The following is a 25,912-nucleotide window of genomic DNA, read 5'->3' on the forward strand; positions in this document are numbered from 1 at the left end:
TATCTTGTTTTAGTAGTCGATCTTGCCCATGGCGGACTCGATCAATGCCTTGTGCTGCTCGTTGTGCTTGGCCAGATAGCCGACGGCCGGGGAAGCAGAAGCAGGACGTGAGACCAGCAACAGATGCTGCTTGGGTCCTACGGAACGAACCAGGTGTTGGCGCGAGGCGAACCAGTACCAGGCCCCTTGATTGCGGGGTTCTTCCTGACACCAGACGATCTCGGTGGCCTTGGGATACCTGGCCATTTCGGCGGCAAAGGACTCTTCCGGGAAGGGATAGAGCTGCTCGATCCGCACGATGGCGATGTGGTTGAGTTCCCTTTCCCGGCGCGCAGCGAGCAGATCGTAGTAGATCTTGCCGGCACAGAGCACGACGCGGGTGACCTTCCTGGCGTCGATGGCATCGATTTCGCCGATCACCCGCTGGAATTCGCCATTGGCCAGCTCTTCCATGGTGGAGACGGCGTCCTTGTGGCGCAGCAGGGACTTGGGCGTCATCACCACCAGGGGCTTCCTTTGCTTGCGCACGGCCTGACGGCGCAGCAGGTGGTAGATCTGGGAAGGCGTGGTGGGCACGCAGACTTCCATGTTCATCTCGGCACAGGCCTGCATGTAGCGTTCCAGGCGGGCGGAAGAGTGTTCCGGACCCTGACCTTCGTAGCCATGGGGCAGCAGCATCACCAGACCACAACCACGACCCCACTTGGCCTCACCGGAGGTGATGAACTGGTCGATCACCACCTGGGCACCGTTGGCAAAGTCACCAAACTGGGCTTCCCAGATGATCAGTTCATTGGGCTCTGCAGAGGCATAGCCGTATTCAAAGGCCAGCACGCCCTCTTCAGACAGCACGGAATCAAAACACTGGAAGCGCCCCTGCTTGTCCTGCAGGTGAGCCAGGGGATGGTAGGTCCCCTCGGACCAATGGGTCCGGTTCTGGTCATGGAAGGCGACATGGCGATGGAAGAAGGTCCCGCGCCCCACGTCCTCACCGGACAGGCGCACCCCAAAGCCTTCGGTGAGCAAGGTGGCATAGGCCAGGTTTTCAGCCATGCCCCAGTCGAAGGGCTGCTTGCCCTCACCCATGGCGCGCCGGTCGTCGATGATCTTCTTGACCCGGCTGTGCAGGGCAAAGCCTTCGGGCAGGGTGGTGAGGCGCTCGGACAGGCGCTCGATTTCCTGCACGGGCACCCGGGTGTCGCAGGTCTCGATGTACTTCCTGGTCTGGTAGGGCTTCCAGTCCTGGGCATGGGTGCGCTTGTAGTCGGAGAGCACGGGGTTGTACAGCAGCTCGCCCTTGTCCAGGTGGGCGCGGTAGTCCTGGATCATTTGCTCCGGCTCGTCGGCCGCCAGGGTGCCCTCGGCCACCAGCTTGTCGGCATACACCTTGCGGGTGCCGGGATGAGCCTGCACCTTCTTGTACATCAGGGGCTGGGTCACCATGGGCTCGTCCTGCTCGTTGTGGCCCAGCTTGCGGAAACAGAAAATGTCGATGACCACATCCTTGCCGAACTGCTGACGGTAATCCACGGCCAGCCTCGTCACCAGGGCCACGGCCTCGACATCGTCGCCATTGACGTGGAAGATGGGCGCCTCGGCCATCTTGAAAATTTCGGTACAGTAGTAACCGGAGCGATAGTCGCGCGGATCGGAAGTGGTAAAGCCGATCTGGTTGTTCACCACGATGTGGATCGTGCCGCCCGTGCCATAGCCCCGGGTCTGGGCGAAGTTGAGCATTTCCTGGTTCACGCCCTGGCCGGCCACGGCGGCATCGCCATGGATCAACAGGGGCACGATCTCCTTCTTGCCGTCGGGGCCGTAGCGCAGCTGCCGGGCATAAACGGAGCCCTCGACCACGGGGTTGATGATTTCCAGGTGGGACGGGTTGAAGGCCAGGGCCAGGTGCACCGGACCGCCAGGCGTGCCCACGTCGGAGGAATAGCCCATGTGGTACTTCACGTCGCCAGCCGACAGGTCGGAGGCCTTCTTGCCTTCGAATTCGGCAAACAGCAGGGAGGGCGGCTTGCCCAGGACATTCACCAGCACGTTGAGACGGCCGCGGTGAGCCATGCCGATCACGATTTCCTGCACGCCATGGGCGCCGGCGACGCGGATCAGCTCATCCATCGAGGCAATCAGGGATTCGCCGCCTTCGAGGGAGAAGCGCTTCTGGCCCACATACCTGGTGTGCAGGTAGCGTTCCAGGGTCTCCGCAGCCGTGACCCGCTCCAGCAGGCGCTGCTTGTCTTCCTTGCTGTAGCTGCCATGGGCACGAATCGGCTCCAGGCGTTCCTGCAGCCAGCGTTTTTCCTGGGTGGAGGTCAGGTACATGTACTCCACACCGATGGAACCACAGTAGGTTTCCCTGGCGGCTTCGATGATCCTGGCCAGGGGCGCGTGATCGGTCCCCATGCGAAAGGAACCGGTGTTGAAACTGCGGTTCAGATCCGCAGGGGTGAGGTCGTAGTGGGCAAGTTCGAGCTCGGGCACCACGGTCGGCTCCTGACGCTTCAGCGGGTCCAGGTCGGCCTTGCGGTTGCCCAGGAAGCGGTAGGCATTGATCAGTTGCAACACCGCCACCTGTTTGCCGTCATCGACCGCGGCCGGGGCAGCCTGGCGGAACCCGCCCTGCCTGGCCTGTTCGGCAAAGGCGGCAATGACCGGCGCATGGGGAACATCTTTGGCGACATAACCGGGTTGCTGAGCCAACTTGTCGAAGTAGGCGCGCCACTCGTCCGGCACGGCGGCGGGATCTTCCAGATAGTTTTCGTAAAGTTCTTCGACAAAAGGTGCGTTGCCGCCAAAGAACAGGGAGTTTTCTTGCTTCTGCATCATCATCCTAGCGTCCCCTTTTGGGATGGGTTCTCTGTTTTATGATTTCGGCCTGTAGCCGGTTATATTGAAAAAAAGGCGGCGCAGGCGCCGCCTTTTGCTGCCGCTCAGCGCTTGTCCAACGGCACCACATCGCGCTTGGCTGCGCCGATGTAAAGCTGGCGGGGACGACCGATCTTGTATTCGGGATCGGTGATCATTTCTTCCCACTGAGTCATCCAGCCCACGGTGCGTGCCAGGGCGAAGATGCAGGTGAACATGGAGGTGGGAATGCCGATCGCCTTTTGCACGATGCCGGAATAGAAGTCCACATTCGGGTAGAGCTTCTTCTCGACGAAGTATTCGTCTTCCAGGGCGATCTTCTCCAGTTCCCGCGCCAGTTTGAACAGGCGGTCGTTTTCCAGGCCCAGCTCCTTCAGCACGTCGTCACAGACCTTGCGCATCAGCTTGGCGCGGGGATCGAAGTTCTTGTAGACGCGGTGGCCGAAACCCATCAGCTTGAAGGGGTCGTTTTTGTCCTTGGCACGGGCGATGTACTCGGGCACGCGGGACACGTCACCGATTTCTTCGAGCATTTCCAGACAGGCTTCGTTGGCACCGCCGTGCGCGGGGCCCCACAGACAGGCGATACCGGCAGCGATACAGGCGAAGGGATTGGCGCCGGAGGAACCGGCGAGCCGCACGGTGGAGGTGGAGGCATTTTGCTCATGGTCGGCATGGAGCGTGAAGATCACGTCCAGGGCGCGCACCAGCACGGGGTTGGGCTGGTATTCCTCGCAAGGGGTGCCGAACATCATGTGCATGAAGTTCTCGGTGTAGCTCAGGTCGTTGCGGGGATACATGAAGGGCGCGCCGGTGTTGTACTTGTAAGCCATGGCCACGATGGTCGGCAGCTTGGCAACGATGCGGTTGAAGCTGATGCTGCGATGCTCGGCATCGGAGAAATCGGCGGCATCGTGATAGAAGGCGGACAGGGCGCCGACCACGCCCGTCATCACGGCCATGGGGTGAGCGTCACGACGGAAACCGTTGTAGAAACGGGTCATCTGGTCGTGCACCATCGTGTGCTTCTTGATGATGTTCTCGAAGTCGGTCTTCTGTTTGGCATTGGGAAGTTCGCCGTTCTTGAGCAGGTAGGCGACTTCCAGGAAATTACAGTTCTCGGCCAGTTGCTCGATGGGGTAGCCGCGATACAGCAGCTCGCCCTTGTCGCCGTCGATGAAGGTGATCCTGGACTTGCAGCTGGCAGTCGACAAAAAGCCGGAATCGTAGGTAAAGAGGCCCGTTCTGCTGCCCAGGGTACGGATGTCGATGCATTCGTTACCCAGGGTAGGGGTCATGATCGGAAACTCGACAGGTGCTTGCCCATCGATGCTCAGTGTTGCCTTGCGTTCGGTCGTCATAGTGTCTTCTCTGTTCAGGTATTTGATTGCACTGCCAAATAAAGCAGGCAAACACTCAGGGTAGAGCGTTTGCCTTACTCAACTCTTACGCAACATCGCCACGATCGGTGCCAGGCGCGGGTCTTCGCACACTTCCTGGCCACTGATCAGATGCCACAACTCCAGGTCCTCAAAATCTGCAAGTTCGACAAACGCCTGCTGCTCGGCCGCCGACAGGCTTTGGAACTGTTCGTCCAGAAAGCGGGTCAGGGCAATATCCACCTCCAGCATACCCCGGCGGATACTGCGCCAGCGCAAGCGTTCGTAAGCGGCTCTTTCCATCAGATGGCCCGCTTGACCATCATTTCCTTGATCTTGCCGATGGCCTGGGTGGGATTCAGGCCCTTGGGGCAGACATCGACACAGTTCATGATGGTGTGGCAGCGGAACAGCCGGTATGGATCTTCCAGGTTGTCCAGCCGCTCACTGGTGGCCTGGTCGCGGGTATCGGCCAGGAAACGGTAGGCCGCCAGCAATCCGGCGGGACCCACGAATTTGTCGGGATTCCACCAGAAGGACGGGCAGGAGGTGGAACAGCAGGCACAGAGGATGCACTCATAGAGGCCGTTCAACTCTTCCCGGTCTTCCGGCGACTGCAGCCGCTCCCGCTCGGGCGGAGGATCGTTGTTGATCAGGTAGGGCTTGATGGAGTGATACTGCTTGAAGAACTGGGTCATATCCACGATCAGGTCGCGGATCACCGGCAGACCGGGTAGCGGACGCAGCACGATGGGCTGCTTCAGGCTGTCGATGTCGGTCAGGCAGGCCAGGCCGTTCTTGCCATTGATGTTCATGGCGTCGGAACCACACACCCCTTCGCGGCAGGAACGGCGGTAGGCGATGCTGTCGTCCTTGGCCTTGAGCTTGGTGAGGGCATCCAGAAGCTTGTGATCCGTGGAATCCAGTTCCACGGAGATGTCCTGCATATAAGGACGCTCATCCTTGTCCGGATCGTAGCGGTAAATGCTGAATTGAACCGTGCGTTTCGTCATGCTGGACTCCAATTAGTACGAGCGGGTCTTGAGTTCGACCGACTCAACCGTCAGGGGATTGAGATTGACCGGCTTGTATTCGATCTTGTTGCCTTCACGGTGCCAGAGGGTATGCTTCAACCATTCCTTGTCGTTACGGCCGTTGGGGAATTCGGGGGAATCCACGGCGTCATCCCGCACATGGGCGCCGCGGGATTCCTTGCGGGCCTCGGCGGAGATCATGGTGGCCTTGGCGACTTCGATCAGGTTCTCGGTCTCCAGGGCTTCCATGCGGGCCGTGTTCCAGACCAGGGACTTGTCCTTGATTTCCAGGTTCATGACCTGCTTCTCGACTTCGAGAATCTGGGCAGCTCCCTTTTTCAGCATGTCGGCAAAGCGGAACACGCCGGCGTGATCCTGCATGGTGCGCTGGATGGCCAGACGCGCTTCCGCCACGCTGGAACCGCCCTTGCGGTTGTCGATGGCGGCGACGCGCGACAAGGAATAGTCGGCCGCATCCTTGGGCAGGTCCCGGTGGGCCTTGCTGCCCTTGATGTCTTCCACGGCGGAGTCGCCGGCAGACTTGCCGAACACCAGCAGGTCGAGGAGGGAGTTGGTCCCCAGCCGGTTGGCGCCATGCACGGAGGCGCAGGCGCACTCACCGGCGGCGTAGAGGCCGGGCACCACGGCATTGAAATCGCCGTTCCGGGGCATGACCACCCGGCCATGATAATCGGTGGGGATGCCCCCCATCTGGTAGTGGCAGGTCGGCACGACGGGGATCGGTGCCTTGATGGGATCGACCCCGGCGAACTGGATCGAGATTTCCCGGATGCCGGGCAGGCGCTTCATGATGGTAGCCGGATCGAGGTGGGTGATGTCCAGCAGCACGTAGTCCTTGTTGGGACCGCAGCCGCGGCCTTCCTTGATTTCGGTGGCCATGGCGCGGGACACCACGTCACGGGAGGCGAGATCCTTGGCGTTGGGCGCATAGCGCTCCATGAAGCGTTCCTTGTTGCTGTTGCGCAGGATGCCGCCTTCGCCACGCACGCCTTCGGTGATCAGCACGCCGGCACCGGCCACGCCGGTGGGGTGGAACTGCCAGAATTCCATGTCTTCCAGGGGAATGCCGGCACGGGCGGCCATGCCCAGGCCGTCGCCGGTGTTGATGAAGGCATTGGTGGAAGAGTAGAAGATGCGCCCGGCGCCGCCGGTGGCAAAAATGGTGGCGCGGGTGTGGAAGATCACGACCTGGCCGGTTTCCATTTCCATGGCGGTGACGCCGACCACATGACCTTCGCTGTCACGGATCAGGTCGAGCGCCATCCATTCCACGAAGAACTGGGTATTGGCCTTGACGTTGCGCTGATACATGGCGTGCAGCATGGCGTGGCCGGTGCGGTCGGCGGCGGCACAGGAACGGCGCACGGGCTTCTCGCCGAAGTTGGACATGTGGCCGCCAAAGGGGCGCTGGTAGATCTTGCCACTATCGGTGCGGTCAAAGGGCATGCCGTAGTGTTCGAGTTCCACGACCACTTCCACGGCCTTCTTGCACATGAATTCGATGGCGTCCTGGTCGCCGAGCCAGTCGGAACCCTTGACGGTATCGTACATGTGCCAGCGCCAGTGATCCTCCTCGGAGTTGCCCAGGGAAGCAGCGACACCGCCCTGCGCCGCCACGGTATGGGAGCGGGTGGGAAAGACCTTGGAGAGCACGGCGGTCTTGAGGCCGGCTTCGGACAATTGAATGGCGGAACGCAGGCCGGCGCCGCCGGCACCCACGATCACCGCATCAAACTTGAGGACAGGGATATTCACGCTTACAGTCTCCAGAGAATCGAGGCAGCCCAGCCGGTGTAACCCACCAGCGCCAGGATGGTCAGCACATGCAGGGTCAGGCGCACGCCGGTGGGCTGAACATAGTCCATCCACAGGTCACGCATGCCGATCCAGGCGTGATAGAAGAGGCTGACGACAAACAGGAAGGTGGCGAACTTGATGAAGCCGTGGGCAAACACGCCACGCCAGGCTTCGAAATCACCGGGACGAACCAGCAGCAGCACGGCTGCCATCAGGATGGAATAAACCGCCATCACCACCGCCGTAGCACGCTGGGCGATCCAATCCTTGAGGCCGTAATGGGCCCCGACCACGATACGATTCACCACAGCAGCACCCCCCACAGAACGACGGTCAGGGTCAGACTCACTGCGAACACGATCACAGCAGACTGACGGGCAGACGGAAGATCGACTCCCACATGCATGTCCAGCAGCAGATAACGGATGCCGGCGCAAAAATGGTGCATGTAAGCCCAGATCAGACCCGCCAGAATCAGCTTCACCACGGGATGTCCGAGCGCCGCCTGGAAGGTGGCGAAGGTTTCGGGAGAGGTCACGCTGGCCTGAAAAATCCAGAGCAACAGGGGCAACATGAGAAAAATACCGACGCCGCTGACGCGGTGGAGAATGGAAAGCTTGCCCGGCAGGGGCAATTTGATGCTGGCGATGTCCAGATTTTTTGGACGCTTCTTGATGCTCATCTCTGCCATGAATGTCATCCTTGGAGATTGTGGAACAGGCGGTAAACCGCCAAGAGTGGTACAAAAAAGAGCCGTAATTATACATTCAAAGAATCCGGAAAGCGGCGCCCATCTTGTGATTTACCCGTGATTCCCCCCTAACCGAGCTCATTGAAATAGTGATATTGCGCCGTGGCATAACGGCCGCGGCGCCATTCCACCGGCCGGTCGCCATAGGTGTAGGTCACCCGCTCCACCAGCAGCAAAGGGGTGCCTTCGGGCACCTCCAGCAGACTCGAAGCCCGGGCATCCGCCGCCACGGCACGCAAGCGCTCCTCGGCACGGATCATGCGGACGCCGAACTGGGACTCGAAAACGCTGTACAGGGAACGATCGGAATGCTTGAGCATGTCCAGCGTGAGGGTGCCGAAGATGTCGGCCGGCAGGATGATTTCATCGAGCACCACCGGATCGCCACTGAAACGCAACAGGCGCTCCAGCACGACCACGGCATCACCCGCCTGAATCTGCAACACCCGCGCCACCGCTTCATCGGCCTCATCGGCCCGGCAACCGAGGGGTTCGCTACGGGCCTGGCGCACTTTGCCATCATCGGGCGTAAGCCGCAAAAAGCGATAAAAGGAACGCGGATCATTGTGAGAAGCAACGAAAGTCCCCTTGCCCTGGCGCCGCACCAGCAGATTCTCTGCCGCCATTTCGTCGATGGCCTTGCGCACCGTGCCCTGGCTGACGCCAAAGCGCACCGCCAGTTCCGATTCACTGGGGATGGCCGCGCCAGGCGCCCACTCCCCTGCCCCCAGGGCGCGCACCATCAATTCCTTGATCTGGCGATACAAGGGGCTGAAGGCCGGCGCAACCAACGCCTGCCGCGAAGATGGGCGCAAGGGAGTCTTCTTGAGGGTGGAGCGGGACATGGGCGACGATTTCATCACAATTCCCGGGCGCCGTCCAATCATTGCTATCTTATATAAGACAGCTGATCGTGCATTGACACTCCCCGGGCGAACTTCTACCATGGCCGGCTTGCGCCCATGGGCTTTAGCCTGAGGTTCGAGCGCACCCACGATCCCCGGGATCATTCGAACAAAACCTTGTCTCTACAGGAGTGTTACATGTCCAAAGCCCCCATGCGCGTTGCCGTGACCGGTGCCGCCGGCCAAATCGGCTACAGCCTGCTGTTCCGTATCGCTTCCGGCGAAATGCTGGGTAAAGACCAGCCGGTGATCCTGCAACTCCTCGACCTGCCCCAGGCCCAGAAGGCCGTGCAGGGCGTGATGATGGAACTGGACGACTGCGCCTTTCCCCTGCTCGCCGGCATGGTTGCGACGGACGACCCCAATGTGGCCTTCAAGGATGCCGACATCTGCCTGCTGGTGGGTGCCCGTCCCCGTGGCCCCGGCATGGAACGGGCCGATCTGCTGACCGCCAACGGCGCCATCTTCACCGTGCAGGGCAAGGCCATCGCCGAGAATGCCAAGGAAGACGTGAAGGTTCTGGTGGTGGGCAACCCCTGCAACACCAATGCCTACATCGCCCGTTCCGCCGCCCTCAAGGTGGGCCGCACCAACCCTGCCAACTACCACGGCATGCTGCGCCTGGACCATAATCGTGCCCTGACCCAGTTGGCCCAGAAGATCGGCCGTCCTGTTTCCTCCCTGAAGCAGCTGGTGGTCTGGGGCAACCACTCTCCCAGCATGTATGCCGACTACCGTTTTTGCACCTCCAACGGCGAAAGCGTCAAGGATCTGATCAACGATCCCGTCTGGAACAACGACGTGTTCCTGCCCACCGTGGGCAAGCGCGGCGCCGCCATCATCGAGGCCCGCGGCCTGTCTTCTGCTGCTTCCGCCGCCAATGCCGCCATCGACCACATCCGCGACTGGCACCTCGGTTCCACCGAGTGGGTCACCATGGGCATCCCCGCGCCGGCCGACAATGGCTACGGCATCCCCGAAGGCCTGGTGTTCGGCCTGCCCTGCGAGTGCAAGAACGGCTCCTACTCCCTGATCAAGGGCTTGGAGATCGACGAGTATTCCAGGGGCAAGATCGCCATCACCTTGAAGGAACTGGAAGACGAGCGCGCCGCCGTTGCTGCCATGCTGTAATCTGGCCCGGTACTGATCCGATACTGATCCGATACTGATCCGATACCGGCTCGGTACCCTCTCGAAAGCCGCAGCTTGCTGCGGCTTTTTTCATACGGCCGGTTTCCCCTCGCGCCTGGCGTAAAATAGGCGCCCCCGAAAGATCACGGATTTCCCCCATGCTGCGCCTCACCGAAGTCAAGCTCCCCCTCGACCATCCCGAAAGCGGGCTCCAGGCGGCCATCCTCGCCAAACTGGGTATCCCGGCCGAGGAACTGCTGGGCTTTACCGTCTTTCGCCGCGCCTGCGACGCCCGCAAATCTTCCAGCATTTTCCTGATTTACAGCCTGGATGTGCAGGTCGCCAACGAGGCGGCAGTGCTCGAGCGCTTTGCCGGCAATCCCCAGGTCAGCCTGGCGCCCGATACCACCTACCACTTCGTGGCCCAGGCTGCGGTTACGGAAACCCGCCGCCCCATCGTCATCGGCACCGGCCCCTGTGGCCTCTTTGCCGGCCTGCTGCTGGCTCAGATGGGCTTTCGGCCGATCCTCCTCGAGCGCGGCAAGGCGGTGCGGGAGCGCACCAAGGACACCTGGGGCCTGTGGCGTCAGGGCCGGCTCGACCCCAATTCCAACGTCCAGTTCGGCGAGGGCGGCGCCGGCACCTTCTCGGACGGCAAGCTCTACAGCCAGATCAAGGACCCACGCCATCTCGCCCGCAAGGTGCTGACCGAGTTCGTTACCGCCGGCGCCCCGGAAGAAATCCTCTACGTCAGCAAGCCCCACATCGGCACCTTCCGCCTCGTGAAAATGGTCGAGAACATGCGCGCCACCATGCAGGCCCTGGGCGCGGAATTCCGCTTTCAGAGCAAGGTGGAGAAAATCCTGGTGGAGACCGATGCCAGCGGCCAACGCCAGGTGAAAGGCGTGCAGCTTGACAACGGCGAGACCCTCCATGGCGAACAGGTGATCCTGGCCGTAGGTCACAGCGCCCGGGATACCTTCCAGATGCTGTTCGATCAGGGCGTCTTCATGAAGGCCAAGCCCTTTTCCATCGGCGTGCGCATCGAGCACCCGCAAACCCTGATCGACAAGGCCCGCTTCGGCCGCTTCGCCGGCCATCCCCTGTTGGGCGCCGCCGACTACAAACTCGTGCATCACGCCGATAACGGCCGCACCGCCTATAGTTTTTGCATGTGCCCCGGCGGCCAGGTGGTGGCCGCCACCTCCGAGCCGGGCCGGGTGGTCACCAACGGCATGAGCCAGTATTCCCGCGCCGAGCGCAACGCCAACAGCGCCCTGGTGGTGGATGTGTCGCCCGAACGGGATTTCCCCGGCCACCCCCTGGCCGGCATCGAATTCCAGCGTTACTGGGAAGCAAAAGCCTTTGCAGCCGGTGGCGGCAGCTATGCGGCGCCCGCCCAGTTGCTCGGCGATTTCCTGGCCGGCCGGCCTTCCACCGCCTTTGGCAGCGTCTTACCCTCCTACCAGCCCGGGGTGCACCTCACCGACCTCTCCCTCTGCCTGCCGGAGTTCGTGGTCGACACCCTGCGCCAGGCTTTGCCCGCCTTCGGCCGCAAGATTCGCGGCTTCGACATGGCCGATGCGATCCTGACCGGAGTGGAAACCCGCACCTCCTCGCCGGTGCGCATCGAGCGCAAGCCGGACGATCTGCAGAGCATCAACACCCGCGGCCTGTATCCGGCCGGCGAGGGTGCCGGTTACGCCGGCGGCATTCTTTCCGCCGCGATCGACGGCATCGAGGTGGCCGAAGCCGTGGCCCTGAACATGACCACAGGCATGACCACTGGCATGACCCAGCCCCGAACTCGTTAACAACCATTACCGGAGACTCTCCATGCGCCATCCCGACGACGTACTGTTTGCCGGCGAAAAACCCTTTCCCAGCCTGCCCGTGGTGGATCACTACGCCGGCTCGGAAAAGCTGATCAGCAAGGCCCTGGCCCTGCAGCAGGAACTCGGGCCGGTGTTCGACATCACCTGCGACTGCGAGGATGGGGCCCGCGCCGGGGCCGAGGCCGAACATGCCGAAATGTGCGCCCGTCTGATCATGAGCGAAGCCAACCGCTTTCACCGGGTCGGCGCCCGCATCCATGACATCACCCACCCCCACTGGGAACAGGATCTGGAAATCCTGGTGGGCGGCGCCGGTAGCCGGCTACCCTTCATCACCCTGCCCAAGCCCCGCTCCGCCGAGGATGTGCGCCGCCAGATTCATGTGCTACGCCAGACCGAGACCCTCCACGGCCTCAAACACAGCATTCCCGTACATGTGCTGATCGAGACCCACGGCGCCCTGCGGGAAGTCTGGCAAATCGCCGCTCTGGAGGGGGTGGAAAGCCTCGATTTCGGCCTCATGGATTTCGTCTCCGGCCACCACGGCGCCATCCCCGGCAGCGCCATGAAGAGTCCCGGCCAGTTCGAGCATCCCCTGATCGTCCGCGCCAAGTGCGAGATCGCCGCGGCCGCCCTGGGTTCTGGCGTGGTGCCCAGCCACAATGTCACCACCGAACTCAATGACCCGGACATCATCCGCAGCGACGCCAGCCGGGCCCGGCTGGAATTCGGTTTCCTGCGCATGTGGAGCATCCACCCCCGGCAGATCGAACCCATTCTCGCCGCCATGCGCCCGGACTTCTCCGAAATCGAGACCGCCGGGGAAATCCTCTGCGCCGCCCAGGAGGCGGACTGGGGCCCGATCCAGCACGCCGGCAAGCTACACGACCGGGCTTCCTACCGCTATTACTGGGAATCTCTCAAGCGGGCCGCCGCCACCGGCATGAGCCTGCCTCCTGATCTACGCCAGCGCTTCTTCGCCGGATGCCCTTGACTGAACCTGCGGCGGGCGCCGGCATCAGCCCCGCCGCCCTCTGCCGCACATCGCCCACCCCATCATCGGCGCTGCCACCCACGGCAAGGGCATCCATGACCGCTTCTTCGAGCCGCAGTTCAATCGCCACCGCCCGCTCCTGACCGCGGCCTGGCCGCCGGCTTCCGGGGCTACAGCGGCTGATAGCGCCGCAAGTAGCGGGCAAAGCGTGGCACTCCGTCCCGGCTGAGTTCCCGGTAACGATAGGTGATCACGCTTCCCAATGGAGGCGGCTGGCGCCGCTCGGCATGACTGAAGCCGCTGCCTATCCTGAACACCCGGCCCTCGGGAGTTTTGACCTGTAGAGCCCCCAACATGCCGGCGAACCTCCCCTTGCCCGGCAGATGTCCGATCACGGTGGCTTCCGCATCCCGTTCCGGCGTCACCTTCAACAGCACCTCGCTGCGCCCCGTCACATAAGGCGCATCCGCCCGATGCAGCATCAACCCCTCTCCGCCGCCGGCCAGGACTTCACGCAAACGTTTTTTCAAGGCCACCGCATCGGCGACCCGGAACTGGGGGGCCACCTGCAGCCAGGGCTGTCCAATCCGGTGCGCGATGCCACGCAAGGCCTCCAGCCGCATGGTGAAACTGCCGGCCCCGCCCGGCAGCTCGAACAGCATGTAACGCACCTGGCGCCACTCGGCATCCACGGGCTGCTCCTTGCGCACAATCCCCAGCAGCTTTTGAAATTGACCGCGCCCCAGCCATAACTCCCCATCCAGAGGCTGATTCGGCAAGGCCGCGGTCAGCCAGGCCGGCGCCGCGACCACCCGCCCACTGCGAAACCGCAGTTGCCGGCCATCCCAATAAGCCCTGACTCCATCATATTTTTCACTGACCCAGTAGCCCGGCAAATCCAGCTTGCCTTTACCTTTGCCTTCACCTTCACCTTCACCTTCATACACCTGCGCCAGCAACAACGCCGGCCCCTCCGCTTGCGCCAGCGCCAGCCCCATCCACACACTCAATACCACCCAGCACAACCACTTTTGCATGGGCTCCCCCTGTTCAATCACTCCAGCGGATATATTAACGTCATGAAGCCTGAAGGCTGCGGCATTTACCAAAAAAAAGCAGCGAGATGGGATAGAATCCAGCGCCATACCACCCTCCCTGCTCTCCTCGAACACCCCATGAACGACACGACCTCCCAGGATGCCAGGATCATCGACGCCACCCGCCAGTGGCTGGAAAAGGCCGTCATCGGTCTCAACCTCTGTCCGTTTGCCAAGTCCGTCTATGTCAAACATCAGGTGCGCCTGCGGGTCAGCCATGCCCGGCATCTGGATGCCTTTCTCGAACAACTGGACGAGGAACTGGAATTTCTCGCCGCCGCCGACCCGGACGCCGTCGACACCACCTTGCTCATCCACCCCACCCTGTTCCCGGATTTCGAACCCTTTTACGACATGGTGGGCATGGCCGAAGAGGCGGTGCGAGAACACGACCTCGAAGGCGTGCTGCAGGTGGCGAGTTTCCACCCCCGCTTCCAGTTCGAGGGCACCCAGCCCGACGACATCGGCAACTACACCAACCGCGCGCCCTACCCCACCTTGCACCTGATCCGCGAAGCCAGCCTGGAAAAGGCCCTGGCCACCTACCCGGACCCGGAAGCCATCTACGAGCGCAACATCGAGACCCTGGAAAAAATGGGCCGGGAAGGCTGGCAGGCCCTCGGCATCCCCAGCGCCGAGGGGAGGCCCGAAGACAGCCCCAAAGACAGCCCCGAAGACAGCCCCAAAGACAGCCCCGAATCTGGCCAATGAGCGGGCCCATGAGCGGGCCGATCATCAAGACAAGAGGCATCGGCCGCGACGCAGGATAGCCGGATCGGTTATCCTCTCGCCTTTTCCGAACCCTTGAAACGAGAGCGCCGATCATGCCCGCCTATCCTGCCTGTCCCCAATGCACCCTGGAAAACACCTACCCGGATGGCGACAACTACGTTTGTGCTGACTGTGGTTTCGAGTGGCCCCAGGCCGAAAACGCCACAACCGACGAGGACGACGGCGCAGTGGTAAAGGACGCCAACGGCAATGTGCTGACGAATGGAGATTCGGTGGTGCTGATCAAGGACCTGAAGGTGAAAGGCTCCTCCATCACCCTCAAGGTAGGCACCAAGGTCAAGAGCATCCGCCTCGTGGGCGGCGATCATGAAGTCGACTGCAAAATGGATGCCGGCCAGTTCATGCTCAAGGCCTGTTACCTGAAAAAGGTCTGATCCTCCGGCTCCCGCGCGCGGGCGGAGCCGAAGCTCGTTCCGGCCTCAGTCTCAATCTCAGCCTCAGCCTCAGTTCCGGCCCAGCGCCCACTTCCCCGCCCCGCCCAGGGCAGCGGCAAAAGCCACCAGCAACAGGAAAAGGCCGTGCAGCTCGCCCAGTACCGGCGCCCCGTTCAGCCAGCTCAGGATCAACGGCCCGCCGATGATGAGGGCCAGGATGAAACTGGCCACCGGCATCCACAGCCCCAGCACCATCAGCACGCCGCACAATGTCTCGGTCAAATTCAGCCCCCAGACCATGGCCTGATTCAAATTACCTGGAAAAGCCAGGTGCCGCAGTACCGCGAACCCCTCCAGAAAAGCCATGCCCCCCACCGCCAACCGCAGCAACAGCAAGGCCCAGTCGATACGTGCTTTGGAAACCGCCATGAGAATCGGACCCCCGGAAAAGAAAAGTGCGGCAGTATGTTGATTACATGGCCTGCCAGTCAAGCAGCGCACCGGGAATCCCCCATGGAAAAAATCCCCTGCCGGTTTCCCGACAGGGGATTTTTGCACTCGACCGGTAACACCGGCTGATTTTCGCAGCTTACATCTCGACCGTTTCCGCCTTTTCCACAAACTCCGGAATCTGGTCGAAGTTCATGTAGCGATAGACTTCACCGGCCCTGGCGTTCACCCGCTTGATCTGCTCCATGTATTCCTCGACGGTCACGATGCGGCCGACCAGGGCGCACATGGCGGCCAATTCGGCAGAGCCGAGATAAACCTGGGTGTCGATGCCGAGGCGATTCGGGAAGTTGCGGGTCGAGGTGGAGATCGCCGTGGAACCCTTGCGGATCTGGGCCTGGTTACCCATGCACAGCGAGCAGCCCGGCATTTCCATGCGCGCGCCGGTCTTGCCGAGGATGGCGTAATAGCCCTCTTCGGTCAGGATCAGCGCATCCATCTTGGTCGGCGGCGCGATCCACAGACGGGTCGGGATGTCGGACTTGCCTTCGAGGACCTTGCCGGCGGCACGGAAGTGGCCGATGTTGGTCATGCACGAACCGATGAAGACTTCGTCGATCCTGGCACCGGCGACTTCGGACAGGACCTTGACGTCGTCCGGGTCGTTCGGGCAGGCCACGATGGGCTCGGTGATCTCGGCCAGATCGATTTCGATGACCGCCGCGTACCGGGCGCCGGCATCCGCCTTGAGCAGCGTGCCGTTGGCGATCCACTCTTCCATGGCCTTGATGCGGCGCTTCAGGGTGCGGGCATCCTGGTAGCCTTCGGCAATCATCCACTTCATCAGCGTGATGTTCGAACGCATGTACTCGACGATCGGCTCCTTGTTCAGCGCCACCGTACAGGCAGCAGCAGAACGCTCGGCGGAAGCGTCGGTCAGCTCGAAGGCTTGCTCCACCTTCAGGTCGGGCAGCCCTTCGATTTCGAGGATGCGGCCCGAGAAGATGTTCTTCTTGCCCTTCTTCTCGACCGTCAAGAGCCCGGCCTTGATGGCATACAGCGGAATGGCGTTGACCAGATCGCGCAGGGTGATGCCTTCTTGCATCTTGCCCTTGAAGCGGACCAGCACCGATTCCGGCATGTCGAGCGGCATGACGCCGGTGGCAGCGGCAAAGGCAACCAGACCGGAACCGGCGGGGAAGCTGATGCCGATGGGAAAGCGCGTGTGCGAGTCACCACCGGTACCCACGGTATCCGGCAGCAACAGGCGGTTCAGCCAGGAGTGGATGACGCCATCGCCCGGGCGCAGGGAAACCCCGCCGCGAGTCGAGATGAAAGACGGCAGTTCGCGGTGCATCTTCACATCCACCGGCTTCGGATAGGCCGCGGTATGGCAGAAGGACTGCATGACGAGATCGGCGGAAAAGCCGAGGCAGGCCAGATCCTTGAGTTCGTCGCGGGTCATCGGCCCGGTGGTGTCCTGGGAACCGACGGTGGTCATCCTGGGTTCGCAGTAGGTACCGGGCAGGACGCCCTTGCCCTCGGGCAGGCCGCAGGCCTTGCCGACCATCTTCTGGGCCAGCGAGTAGCCCTTGCCATCGTCGACCGGGTTTTGCGGCAGACGGAACAGGGTCGATTGCGGCAGGCCGAGGAATTCGCGCGCCTTGGTGGTCAGGCCGCGACCGATGATCAGGGGAATGCGGCCGCCGGCACGGACTTCGTCGAGGATGACCAGGGTCTTCAGCTGCGACTCGGCGATCACCTCGCCCTTCTTGAGGGCGGTGACCTTGCCGGTGGCGTGGTCGATCTTGAGCTCGATCTCGTCACCCATTTCCATCTGGCTGACATCGATTTCGATGGGCAAGGCACCGGCATCTTCCATGGTATTGAAGAAGATCGGGGCGATCTTGGAACCCAGACAGACGCCGCCAAAGCGCTTGTTGGGTACAAACGGAATGTCCTGGCCCGTGAACCACAGCACCGAGTTGGTGGCGGACTTGCGGGAAGAACCGGTACCGACCACGTCGCCCACATAAGCGATCTGATTGCCTTTCTGGGCCAGGGCTTCGAGCTGCTTGACGGGGCCGCGCACGCCCGGCTCGTCGGGTTCGATGCCGGGACGGGGGTTCTTCAGCATGGCCAGCGCATGCAGCGGGATGTCGGGACGGGACCAGGCATCGGGCGCGGGAGACAGGTCGTCGGTATTGGTCTCGCCGCTCACCTTGAAGACCGTCAGCTTCTGGACGGTAGGCACTTCGGGACGCGAGGTGAACCATTCGGCGTCGGCCCAGGACTGCATCACCGCCTTGGCATTGGCCGCAGCCGTCACATCCGCGCTCTTGACCAGTTCGGCCACGTCGTGGAAGAAGTCGAACACCAGCAAGGTCTTCTTCAGGCCTTCGGCAGCGACAGCCCCGCAGCCGGCGTCGGCGAGCAGCTCGATCAGGGGCTTGACGTTGTAGCCGCCCAGCATGGTGCCCAGCAGTTCGGTAGCCTTGACCTTGGAAATCAGGGCGCAGCTTTCTTCGCCCTTGGCAACCTTGGCCAGAAACTCGGCCTTGACCTTGGCGGCGTCGTCCACACCGGCCGGCACGCGATAAGTCAGCAATTCAACGAGGAAGGCTTCTTCACCCTTGGGGGGATTCTTCAGCAGCGCCACCAGTTCGGTGGTCTGCTGCTTGGACAAAGGCAAAGCAGGGATGCCAAGAGCGGCACGCTCGGCAACGTGGGCACGGTAAGCTTCAAGCACAGGGACTTCCTTTCGTGAAGTTGGCGGGAAGAAATCGGGGGCAAACCCGGCGTCAGGAAAACATGTCATTTTACGACAACGCCAGACCCTTCGGGTTCTGGCGCAAGTCTTATATATTTTATCTTTTATAGCGCTGCCTCCGCCAGATTTTCTTGGCAAGCCCGAACGCAAGGGGCACACTTTCCCCATGCCTTACGCCTCCCCTCCCCTGGCCTCACCGCCCGACGCCCGGATGGGCCTGCCCAACCTGATGCGCAGCCTCGTCGAGGCCCTCGGCGGCCCGGAACTGCCCGCCCCCGCCATTCCCGGCCTGGCAGAACGACTCGCAGGCCGCCAAACCTTGATCCTGCTGGTCGCCGACGGCCTGGGGGAAGCCCAGCTGCGCCGCCACCTGCCCCGGGGGCTGCTGGCCCGGCAGCAGCTGCACCGCCTCGCCTCGGTTTTCCCCAGCACCACCGCCAGCGCGGTGGGCACCCTGCTCACCGGCCTGCCCCCCATCAGCCACGGTCTCAGCGGCTGGCATGTCTGGGCCGAAGAAGTGGGAGACGCCCCGGGAGAATTGCTGGCCATCCTGCCCCTCTCCCGCCGGGGTGGCCCGACGCCCCCGCCGGAAACCCGGATCGCCTGGGCCCGGCAGATTCTCGCCGCGCCGGACCTGCCCCTGCCGCTGGACCTGTCAACCCGGCTCGCGGCCAAGGTCACCCACATCGCGCCCAACGACATCCTGCACTCACCCTTCAATGAGCAACTCAGCCAGGCCGCCATCCGGCTAGGCTACCAGCGCCTGGATGAACTGTTCGCCGGCTTGCGTCAGGCCCTGGAGGCCCGCGATCCGGCCCGACCCCACTTCATCTACGCCTACTGGCCCGATTTCGACAGCCTGGCTCACCACTTCGGCCCTGACAGCCCCGAAGCCGTGGCCGCCCTGAAGGCCTTCCAGCAAGGCCTGGGAAAATTCCTCGCCCCCGGCCTCGAGCAGGCCGCCCTGCTTCTGACCGCCGACCACGGCTTCATCACCGCCCCGCCGGAACGGCTGATCCGCCTCGATCAGCACCCGGACCTGCACCGGCTGCTGCGCCAGCCCCTCTCCGGCGAACGCCGGGCCGCCTACGCCCACATCCAGCCCGGCCAGGTGGAGGAATTCGCCCAACGGGCCAGGGAACGCCTGGGTCACGCCCTCTGGGTCTGCCCCAGCCAGGAACTGCTGGCCGCCGGCTGGTTCGGCCAGGGGCCCCTGCACCCTCGCCTGCTTTCCCGCATCGGCGACCTGACCTTGATCCTGAAAGAAGACTGGACCCTGAAAGACAGCCTGCCCGGAGAACGGGAACACCGGCAGATCGGCATGCACGGAGGGGTCAGCCCCGCCGAGCGTCAGGTCCCCCTATGTCTTTTTACCTGAATCTCTTGACCTGAATCTCTTGACCTGAACCGCCCGGTTTTTGAGCAAGGGGACTTTTTGCTTGCGGCTCCGGCACTTGCCCCAACTATCCCAGGCTTATCCACAGACTTCCCCCCGCCCAACGGGGATAAGTCGCACTTATCCATGGACCGGCCGGCAAAACCCTGCCAGGCAGGGCCAGATCGCCGCTTGTTGCCGTTTTTTCAGGCAAATCCATAAAACCCTTGCATATCATGGAGTTAAATGAACTCTCCCAGACTTGTCCACATGCTTACCCCCGGCCAACGGGGAGAAAACCGGTTTATCAACAAGCCCTATCCTTCTGCCACCAGGACCAGGCTTTCCCCATTGAAATCCACCTGCTGGCCGGGCCGCAACTTGGCCCGCTTGCGGCTCTCCACCTGGCCATCCACCTGCACCATCCCGGCCTCCACGGCCGCATGGGCCTCCCCACCCGAGCCCACCAGCCCCGCCGCCTTCAACAACTGGTCCAGCTGAATGTATTCACCCTGGACGCAAAATTCGCTGCTCATGATCGGTTTTCTCCTGTCTGAAGCGCTGCATTTTCCCAGAAGCCGGCCCCGTGCAAGGAGAAATCCTTCTCCCCACACCCAATCCGATCCATACAAGGCTGGATGCCCGGGCGATAGGCCGCTACACTCATCCTTTTTTGCGCAGCTCCACCATGTCCCGCCTCCAGCAAATTGCACAATACGGTCAGCAGATCTGGCTCGACAATCTTTCCCGCCACCTGCTGGATTCCGGCGAACTGGCTCGCTGGATCCTTGATGACGCCATTGCCGGCGTCACCTCCAACCCGGCCATTTTTTACAACACCATCAAGAATGACGCGGGGTATCAGGCCGACCTGGCCCGCATCAAGAGTGAGGTCGCCGAGCCCGAAGCCCGCTTCGAAGCCTTGGTGCTGCCCGACATCCGGCGCGCCTGCGACATCCTCCGCCCTGTTTATGACGAATCCAGCGGCGAGCGGGGTTTTGTCAGCTTTGAGGTCGCCCCCGCCCTGGCCCATGACGCCACCGCCACCCTGGCCGCTGCCAGACGCCTCTGGGCCGCAATCGACCGGCCCAACGCCATGATCAAGATTCCCGCCACCCAGGCCGGCATGACGGCCATTGCGGCCGCCATTGAAGCGGGCATCAACGTCAATGTGACCCTGATCTTCGGCCCCCGGCAGCTCGCCGCCGTCCACGCCGCCCACCGCCAGGGCCTGGAAGCCCGGGCCGCCAAGGGCCAAGCCGTGGCCGGCATCGCCTCCGTGGCCTCGGTCTTCATCAGCCGCATCGACACCCTGCTCGACCCGCAACTGCCTCCCGAACTGCAGGGCAAGATCGCCATCGCCTCGGCCCGGGCCGCCTATGGCCGCTGGAAGGAACTTCCTCCCCTGCCCGCTGGCGCTGCGCCCCAGAAGCTCCTGTGGGCCTCCACCTCCAGCAAGAACCCGGCTTACCGGGACGTGATCTATGTCGAAGACCTGATCGGCCCCGGCACGGTCAACACCGTGCCCGACGCCACCCTGGCCGCCTTCCGGGACCACGGCAAAGCCGCTGCCACCCTGGAATGCTGCCAGGCGGAAAACCACAGCCTGCTCGCCGCCCTGGCCGCCCGGGGCATCGACATGGACCAGATCGGCGACGAACTCCTGAGCGCCGGTCTCAAGCAATTCGAAGAAGCCTTCGCCAAACTGCTGGAATTGGTGGCCTGAGCCCACCCCGGCAGCAGCTGGCCACCGCCAGCCCTGTGCCGCTGCTGGAATCCGGATATCCGCGCCGGATGCTCGAGGGCTGGCCTGAACTCATTCGCAAAGCAACCGGGAAAGTCCGGCGCGGATGTTCGGGCAACGGATGTTCGGACAACGGATGTTCGGACAGCAAATGTCGCTTACCCCGGCCACTTACCCCGGCCACTTACCCCGGCCACTTACCCCGGCCACTCATCCCGGCCGATAAGCCCAGCCGATAAGCCCAGCCGATAAGCGGCCGGCCCGGGTCGAAGCCGGATCGAGCATTCCCCCTCAATGCTCCGCCGTCACCTTGCTCGTCAACTGGGTCACCATGGGCTCCACCTGCCTCCACACCACGCTGCCGACGCCCACGAAGATCACCAGGCCCAGGACGACCTGGACGGCGAGGAGGCGCAAGTCCCGTTGCTGGCGGCTGATGCTGTGGCCTGGATCGGTGGCACCGCAGCCGGGGCATGCGAGGGCGGAGGTATCGACCTGATGACCACAGGCACGGCAGGGAACGAGGGACATGACGGCTCCAGATAGAAATGACGGGCCGATTATAGGTCCGGCACCGGGCCCGGCGGCAAGCCCTGAAAACACCCGGTTCCATGCTGGAATGAAACCGTAGTCCCTCATCCTCCACCTGGCTGGCGGCAACAAGCCCAACCAAGCCTGAACCTTTAATTCACCGGACATACCGACCTTCATTTCTCATGCTGCAGCGCCGAGCCGCGGACGCCCCCACTTGATCCAGCAAATGAGGCAAGAAACGAATGAGCTCTGCCTCGCTCCGGCACATAAATCACAATCTCTTGATAAATAATTGATTGAATGATATTTTTTGGCGACATACCGCCGTTTTTGAATGACTGCGCAGAGCTCGGGGTAGATACTTTTCGTTGGGCTTTCACATCACAGGGAGTTTTTACATGACCGAAGATCAAAAAAAGAAGTGTCGCGCAATCGTTCATTCTCATGCCGCTGCTGCGGCAGCAGGAAACGCCGTTCCTGTGCCCGGTTTAGGCATCGCCACTGATATGGTCACCATGACATCCATGGCCATGAGCCTTTGCGCCGTTTTCGGAGGTAGCCTCACAGAAGAGGCAGCAAAAGCCCTTGCGATTGCCTCGATCAAAAACACGATGCTCAAACAACCAATCAAAACCCTTTCCAAAGAACTGTCGAAATTTATCCCTTTTCTTGGGCAAATCGTTGCACCGAGCATTTCCGTTGTCATGCTTGAGGCAGCAGGCTGGACGCTTGCGAAAGAACTTGAAGCAAAATTCAGGGCCTGAGCGGCCTGCGGCGGCTCGCACTGCGCTGTCCGCATCCTGGATGCAGAAAGAATTGGTGAGCGGGAATTGGGGGCGGGAATTGGTGCGGGAATTGGGGGACGGCAATGAGGTTGGAAAGTTACAACAGCAAAATTACAACAACAAAAAGGCCAACCCCGAAGGATTGGCCTAACTGCTTGATTCGATTGGTTTGGTCGGGGCGGCGGGATTCGAACTCGCGACCCCTTGCACCCCATGCAAGTGCGCTACCAGGCTGCGCCACGCCCCGACAAGCTACGCATTGTATAGCCCAGAACCCTGCCGCGCAAGCACTTTCTGTGGTGTTTCCCTGTTCTTTTGTGGCATTTAGTCGCTCTGGTCCTCGATTCCGTACTTTTTCTCCATTTGGCGCATCATCAGGGCATAGCCGCCGACCAGCAGCACATAGATGATCAGACTCCCCTGAGCGGCCATGTAGAAGCCCAGGGGGAAGCCGAAGAGGACGATGGTATTGAGGCTGCCCGCCAGGTAACTGGCAACATAGGTCGCCAGAAACCAGACCAGCAGCAGTGCCAGGGTGAGTTGGCAGTTACGCCGCCAGTAACGCTTGTTGCGTTGTTCAAGATCCGGGGTATGCACAGGGCCGGCCGGGTAGCGGACGCTTTCAACGAAATCCTGGATTGCCCTGGAGGGCGGCGAGGTCATCAGGCTGACCACCGGAATCACCAGCATGCCCACGCCTACGCCCCAGACGCCGGCAGCAATCGACCGGATACCAAACCAGGGTTCCATGCGCAGGCCGTGCAGGCCCAGCCCGCCGATGTTGTATTCCACTTCGAGTCGGACGATGTAGAAAATGCACATCAGGACGCCGGCCAGCATGCCGGCAATGGCACCTTGCTGATTGGCCCGCTTCCAGAAGATGCCCAGCACGAGCGCCGGGAAAAAGGCGGAAGCCGCCAGCGAAAAGGCCCAGGCAACCATGTAGAGGATGGTGCCGGGTTTCTGGGCGGCCACCAGCGCAGCCAGTACCGCCACCACCAGGAGCAGGGACTTGGAAATGATCAGGCGCCACTGGGTGGAGGCATCGGGACGAATGATGCGGTAATAAACGTCATGGGAAAGCGCACTGGCGATGGTCAGCAAGAGCCCATCGGCAGTCGACAGCGCCGCGGCCAGGCCACCCGCGGCGACGAGGCCGGAGATGACGTAGGGCATGCCGGCGATTTCCGGTAACGCGAGCACGATTACATCGGGATTCAAGCTCAATTCAGCCAGTTGCAAACGACCGTCGCTGTTGATGTCCTCGCTGGACACCAGGCCGACCCGGCTCCAGGCCGAAAACCAGGCAGGCAGCTTGTCCAGTTCAAGATCAATGAGGTGGGTATAAATCTCGAACTTGGCGAACACCGCATAGGCAGGGGCCGTCAGGTACAGCAGCATGATGAACAGCAGCGACCAGAACACCGATTCCCGCGCCTGAGCGACCGTGGGTGTGGTGTAGTACCGGGTCAGCACATGCGGCAAGGCGGCGGTGCCGATGGTGAGGCAGAACACCAGCGCGATGAAATCGATCCGTGCCTGATCGCGTTCCGCTTCGCTGTTGCCGGGATAGGCCTGGGCGTGCGGCTGGGGAGCCCTGGCTCTGGCTTCGGCTTGCGTCATTTCCGCCAGCCAGTATTCACGCGCCAGTTCCGGCGTGCTGGGCAATTCGCGCTGCTGACGTTCCAGGGCCACGATCTCCCGCGCCTGGGCGTCACGGTTTTTCAGTTCATTGATGCGCCGGGTGATGGCATCCCGCTCCTGCTGCAGGGAAGCGGGCAGACGCTCGATCTTTTCCCGGAAGGCGGCGGCCCGGATACTGAAGAGTTCCCGGGCCTCGGCCTCGGCTGGCCGGGCGAACAATTCCTTTTCGACTTCCCCCACCTCCGCCAGCACCTGGCCGTACATGATCTGGGGCAAGGGAACTCCGGTGTTCTGGTAGGAAAGAAGGGTCACGGGCACCAGATAGGCGACGATCAGGATCATGTACTGGGCCACCTGGGTCCAGGTCACGGCCCGCATGCCGCCCAGAAAGGAACAGACGAGGATGCCCGCCAGGCCGACGAACACCCCCACCTCAAACTGCAAGCCAACGAAACGGCTGGTGATCAGGCCCACCCCATAGATCTGGGCGACGACATACACGAAAGAACAGAGGATGGTCACCGCCACTCCCACCAGGCGGGCGCTATTGCCGCCATAGCGGGCACTCAGGAAATCGGGGATGGTGTATTGGCCAAAGCGGCGCAAGTAGGGAGCTAGCAGGACGGCCACCAGCACGAAGCCGCCGGTCCAGCCCAGCACATAGGCCAGCCCCTGATACCCTGCCAGAAAGAGGGTGCCGGCCAGACCGATGAAGGAGGCGGCGCTCATCCAGTCCGCCCCGGTGGCAATGCCGTTGAAGATCGCGGGCACCTGGCGCCCGGCCACGTAATACTCGGAGATATCGGCAGTGCGGCTCAGAACGCCGATGGCGGCATAGAGAAAGATGGTAAAGAACAAGAAGACATAGCCAATCCAGCGCGACGGCATGCCCTGTCGTTCAAGAAAATACAAGGCGCCGAGTTGCACCAGAAAGCCGGCGGTGTACACGCCGTAGTAACGCCGCAATTGCCGGGCGAGAGGACTCACTCAAGATGCTCCATGCAGCCAGCGATGGGCCCGGGCCAGTTCCTGCAAGGCGGCGGGGGAATCCACCCCCCGGCGCCGCGCGGCGGCCAGCAGACGCTGCAGCAGCCGGGCCTGGAGCAGGGTTTCACCCATCACATCGCGCCGGTCGCCATGATCGAGGGAAAAATAGTCGAGCCAGCCTTCCAGGTCATGACCCGGCTCGCCCGCCTCGCGGAACAGTTCTGGCAGCAACACCGCCAGGTCCAGCCAGCAAAAGCGGGGTTCGAGCCCCAGGTTCAACCGCAGGGCCGGCTCCAGAAAGGCGCGCACAAAGGGCAGCTGAAAGCTCGCCAGCGGCGCCTTGCCGACAAATTCGAGCCAGGCCAGCCAGGCCTCCGGGTCATGGCTGCCGGGTTCGATCCAGAAGGCATCATCGGGATGGATACTGCCGTGACTGACTCCTACCGCGGCGAGCTGCTTGATCCGGTGCTGCTGCGGATCAAGCCCCTCGGTGTGGAGGTGCAGCACCCCATATCGAACCTGGTAATGCGCCTGCCCCAGGGAGGGCGCGGGCAGCTCCTGCCAGGCCCGCAGGCGGGTTTGCAGGGGTTCGGCCAGAACGACCGTCGTGGAGGGGGTAAAAAAACGCAAGGCCATGGT

General features: G+C 62.2%; 23 protein-coding genes and 1 tRNA gene. 8 read left to right on the forward strand and 16 right to left on the reverse strand.

What is annotated here, in order from left to right:
• Nucleotides 1–9 precede the first annotated feature (9 nt).
• From WBH99_RS06505 to WBH99_RS06540, 8 genes are all read right to left on the reverse strand, one after another.
• Nucleotides 10–2,838 (reverse strand): 2-oxoglutarate dehydrogenase E1 component, encoded by a 2,829-nt coding sequence (locus WBH99_RS06505; RefSeq protein WP_424219293.1) that lies wholly within the window; start codon nucleotides 2,836–2,838, stop codon nucleotides 10–12.
• A 101-nt stretch (nucleotides 2,839–2,939) separates the two neighbouring features.
• Nucleotides 2,940–4,235, reverse strand: coding sequence for a citrate synthase (gltA, locus tag WBH99_RS06510; RefSeq protein ID WP_424219294.1), 1,296 nt, complete (start codon nucleotides 4,233–4,235; stop codon nucleotides 2,940–2,942).
• A 78-nt stretch (nucleotides 4,236–4,313) separates the two neighbouring features.
• The gene (locus tag WBH99_RS06515; protein ID WP_424219295.1) at nucleotides 4,314–4,556 is read right to left on the reverse strand and encodes a succinate dehydrogenase assembly factor 2; all 243 of its coding nucleotides are present in this window, start codon (nucleotides 4,554–4,556) and stop codon (nucleotides 4,314–4,316) included.
• On the reverse strand, nucleotides 4,556–5,266 hold the full coding sequence (locus WBH99_RS06520; protein ID WP_424219296.1) for a succinate dehydrogenase iron-sulfur subunit: 711 nt from the start codon (nucleotides 5,264–5,266) through the stop codon (nucleotides 4,556–4,558). The genes WBH99_RS06515 and WBH99_RS06520 overlap by 1 nt, the downstream gene beginning before the upstream one ends.
• A 12-nt stretch (nucleotides 5,267–5,278) precedes the next feature.
• Nucleotides 5,279–7,063: a succinate dehydrogenase flavoprotein subunit gene (gene sdhA / locus WBH99_RS06525; RefSeq protein WP_424219297.1), complete on the reverse strand. Its 1,785-nt coding sequence runs from the start codon at nucleotides 7,061–7,063 to the stop codon at nucleotides 5,279–5,281.
• A gap of 2 nt (nucleotides 7,064–7,065) precedes the next feature.
• Nucleotides 7,066–7,413 (reverse strand): succinate dehydrogenase, hydrophobic membrane anchor protein, encoded by a 348-nt coding sequence (gene sdhD / locus WBH99_RS06530; protein ID WP_424219298.1) that lies wholly within the window; start codon nucleotides 7,411–7,413, stop codon nucleotides 7,066–7,068.
• Nucleotides 7,407–7,796 carry a succinate dehydrogenase, cytochrome b556 subunit gene (gene sdhC / locus WBH99_RS06535; RefSeq protein WP_424219299.1) on the reverse strand — a complete coding sequence of 130 codons (390 nt, stop codon included), beginning with the start codon at nucleotides 7,794–7,796 and terminating at the stop codon, nucleotides 7,407–7,409. The genes sdhD and sdhC overlap by 7 nt, the downstream gene beginning before the upstream one ends.
• Before the next feature lie 128 nt (nucleotides 7,797–7,924).
• The gene (locus WBH99_RS06540) at nucleotides 7,925–8,701 is read right to left on the reverse strand and encodes a GntR family transcriptional regulator (RefSeq protein WP_424219300.1); all 777 of its coding nucleotides are present in this window, start codon (nucleotides 8,699–8,701) and stop codon (nucleotides 7,925–7,927) included.
• A gap of 198 nt (nucleotides 8,702–8,899) precedes the next feature.
• Here WBH99_RS06540 and WBH99_RS06545 point away from each other — a divergent pair, with 198 nt between their 5' ends.
• The 3 genes from WBH99_RS06545 (at nucleotide 8,900) to WBH99_RS06555 (ending at nucleotide 12,721) form a co-directional block, all read left to right on the forward strand.
• Nucleotides 8,900–9,892: a malate dehydrogenase gene (locus tag WBH99_RS06545; RefSeq protein WP_424219301.1), complete on the forward strand. Its 993-nt coding sequence runs from the start codon at nucleotides 8,900–8,902 to the stop codon at nucleotides 9,890–9,892.
• A 158-nt stretch (nucleotides 9,893–10,050) separates the two neighbouring features.
• The gene (locus WBH99_RS06550) at nucleotides 10,051–11,706 is read left to right on the forward strand and encodes an NAD(P)/FAD-dependent oxidoreductase (protein ID WP_424219302.1); all 1,656 of its coding nucleotides are present in this window, start codon (nucleotides 10,051–10,053) and stop codon (nucleotides 11,704–11,706) included.
• A 22-nt stretch (nucleotides 11,707–11,728) separates the two neighbouring features.
• The gene (locus tag WBH99_RS06555; RefSeq protein WP_424219303.1) at nucleotides 11,729–12,721 is read left to right on the forward strand and encodes an HpcH/HpaI aldolase/citrate lyase family protein; all 993 of its coding nucleotides are present in this window, start codon (nucleotides 11,729–11,731) and stop codon (nucleotides 12,719–12,721) included.
• Nucleotides 12,722–12,891: 170 nt separating this feature from the next.
• Here WBH99_RS06555 and WBH99_RS06560 read toward each other — a convergent pair whose 3' ends face one another.
• Nucleotides 12,892–13,758, reverse strand: coding sequence for a DNA ligase (locus tag WBH99_RS06560; protein ID WP_424219304.1), 867 nt, complete (start codon nucleotides 13,756–13,758; stop codon nucleotides 12,892–12,894).
• 138 nt (nucleotides 13,759–13,896) lie between these two features.
• Here WBH99_RS06560 and WBH99_RS06565 point away from each other — a divergent pair, with 138 nt between their 5' ends.
• Entirely contained in the window at nucleotides 13,897–14,529 is a 633-nt protein-coding gene (locus WBH99_RS06565) for a DUF1415 domain-containing protein (RefSeq protein WP_424219305.1), read from the forward strand.
• Nucleotides 14,530–14,642: 113 nt separating this feature from the next.
• A complete protein-coding gene (locus WBH99_RS06570) occupies nucleotides 14,643–14,984 on the forward strand; it encodes a zinc ribbon domain-containing protein YjdM (RefSeq protein WP_424219306.1) in 342 nt (113 codons plus the stop codon).
• 69 nt (nucleotides 14,985–15,053) lie between these two features.
• Here WBH99_RS06570 and WBH99_RS06575 read toward each other — a convergent pair whose 3' ends face one another.
• Together WBH99_RS06575 and acnB are read right to left on the reverse strand one after the other, a co-directional pair.
• The gene (locus WBH99_RS06575) at nucleotides 15,054–15,413 is read right to left on the reverse strand and encodes a hypothetical protein (RefSeq protein WP_424219307.1); all 360 of its coding nucleotides are present in this window, start codon (nucleotides 15,411–15,413) and stop codon (nucleotides 15,054–15,056) included.
• A 160-nt stretch (nucleotides 15,414–15,573) separates the two neighbouring features.
• Nucleotides 15,574–18,183 (reverse strand): bifunctional aconitate hydratase 2/2-methylisocitrate dehydratase, encoded by a 2,610-nt coding sequence (gene acnB / locus WBH99_RS06580; protein WP_424219308.1) that lies wholly within the window; start codon nucleotides 18,181–18,183, stop codon nucleotides 15,574–15,576.
• Nucleotides 18,184–18,370: 187 nt separating this feature from the next.
• Here acnB and WBH99_RS06585 point away from each other — a divergent pair, with 187 nt between their 5' ends.
• Nucleotides 18,371–19,582, forward strand: coding sequence for an alkaline phosphatase family protein (locus WBH99_RS06585; RefSeq protein WP_424219309.1), 1,212 nt, complete (start codon nucleotides 18,371–18,373; stop codon nucleotides 19,580–19,582).
• A 314-nt stretch (nucleotides 19,583–19,896) separates the two neighbouring features.
• Here WBH99_RS06585 and WBH99_RS06590 read toward each other — a convergent pair whose 3' ends face one another.
• Nucleotides 19,897–20,115 carry an RNA-binding S4 domain-containing protein gene (locus WBH99_RS06590; protein ID WP_424219310.1) on the reverse strand — a complete coding sequence of 73 codons (219 nt, stop codon included), beginning with the start codon at nucleotides 20,113–20,115 and terminating at the stop codon, nucleotides 19,897–19,899.
• Nucleotides 20,116–20,267: 152 nt separating this feature from the next.
• Between WBH99_RS06590 and tal the strand changes: the two genes are divergently transcribed.
• Nucleotides 20,268–21,305 carry a transaldolase gene (gene tal / locus WBH99_RS06595; RefSeq protein ID WP_424219311.1) on the forward strand — a complete coding sequence of 346 codons (1,038 nt, stop codon included), beginning with the start codon at nucleotides 20,268–20,270 and terminating at the stop codon, nucleotides 21,303–21,305.
• 309 nt (nucleotides 21,306–21,614) lie between these two features.
• On the opposite strand, the gene WBH99_RS06600 is transcribed toward tal, so the two are convergent.
• Complete coding sequence (locus tag WBH99_RS06600) at nucleotides 21,615–21,854, reverse strand: hypothetical protein (protein ID WP_424219312.1); 240 nt, start codon at nucleotides 21,852–21,854, stop codon at nucleotides 21,615–21,617.
• Nucleotides 21,855–22,255: 401 nt separating this feature from the next.
• Between WBH99_RS06600 and WBH99_RS06605 the strand changes: the two genes are divergently transcribed.
• Nucleotides 22,256–22,621 (forward strand): hypothetical protein, encoded by a 366-nt coding sequence (locus WBH99_RS06605; RefSeq protein WP_424219314.1) that lies wholly within the window; start codon nucleotides 22,256–22,258, stop codon nucleotides 22,619–22,621.
• Nucleotides 22,622–22,812: 191 nt separating this feature from the next.
• On the opposite strand, the gene WBH99_RS06610 is transcribed toward WBH99_RS06605, so the two are convergent.
• The 3 genes from WBH99_RS06610 to WBH99_RS06620 all read right to left on the reverse strand — a co-directional run bounded on the left by WBH99_RS06610 (nucleotide 22,813) and on the right by WBH99_RS06620 (nucleotide 25,909).
• Nucleotides 22,813–22,889: transfer RNA gene (locus WBH99_RS06610), tRNA-Pro, on the reverse strand.
• Nucleotides 22,890–22,966: 77 nt separating this feature from the next.
• Nucleotides 22,967–25,273 (reverse strand): VC_2705 family sodium/solute symporter, encoded by a 2,307-nt coding sequence (locus WBH99_RS06615; protein ID WP_424219315.1) that lies wholly within the window; start codon nucleotides 25,271–25,273, stop codon nucleotides 22,967–22,969.
• Nucleotides 25,274–25,909, reverse strand: coding sequence for a hypothetical protein (locus tag WBH99_RS06620; protein ID WP_424219316.1), 636 nt, complete (start codon nucleotides 25,907–25,909; stop codon nucleotides 25,274–25,276).
• Nucleotides 25,910–25,912: the final 3 nt, after the last annotated feature.

The sequence above is a fragment of the Azovibrio sp. genome (genome assembly GCF_049658005.1).
Lineage (GTDB): Bacteria > Pseudomonadota > Gammaproteobacteria > Burkholderiales > Rhodocyclaceae > Azovibrio.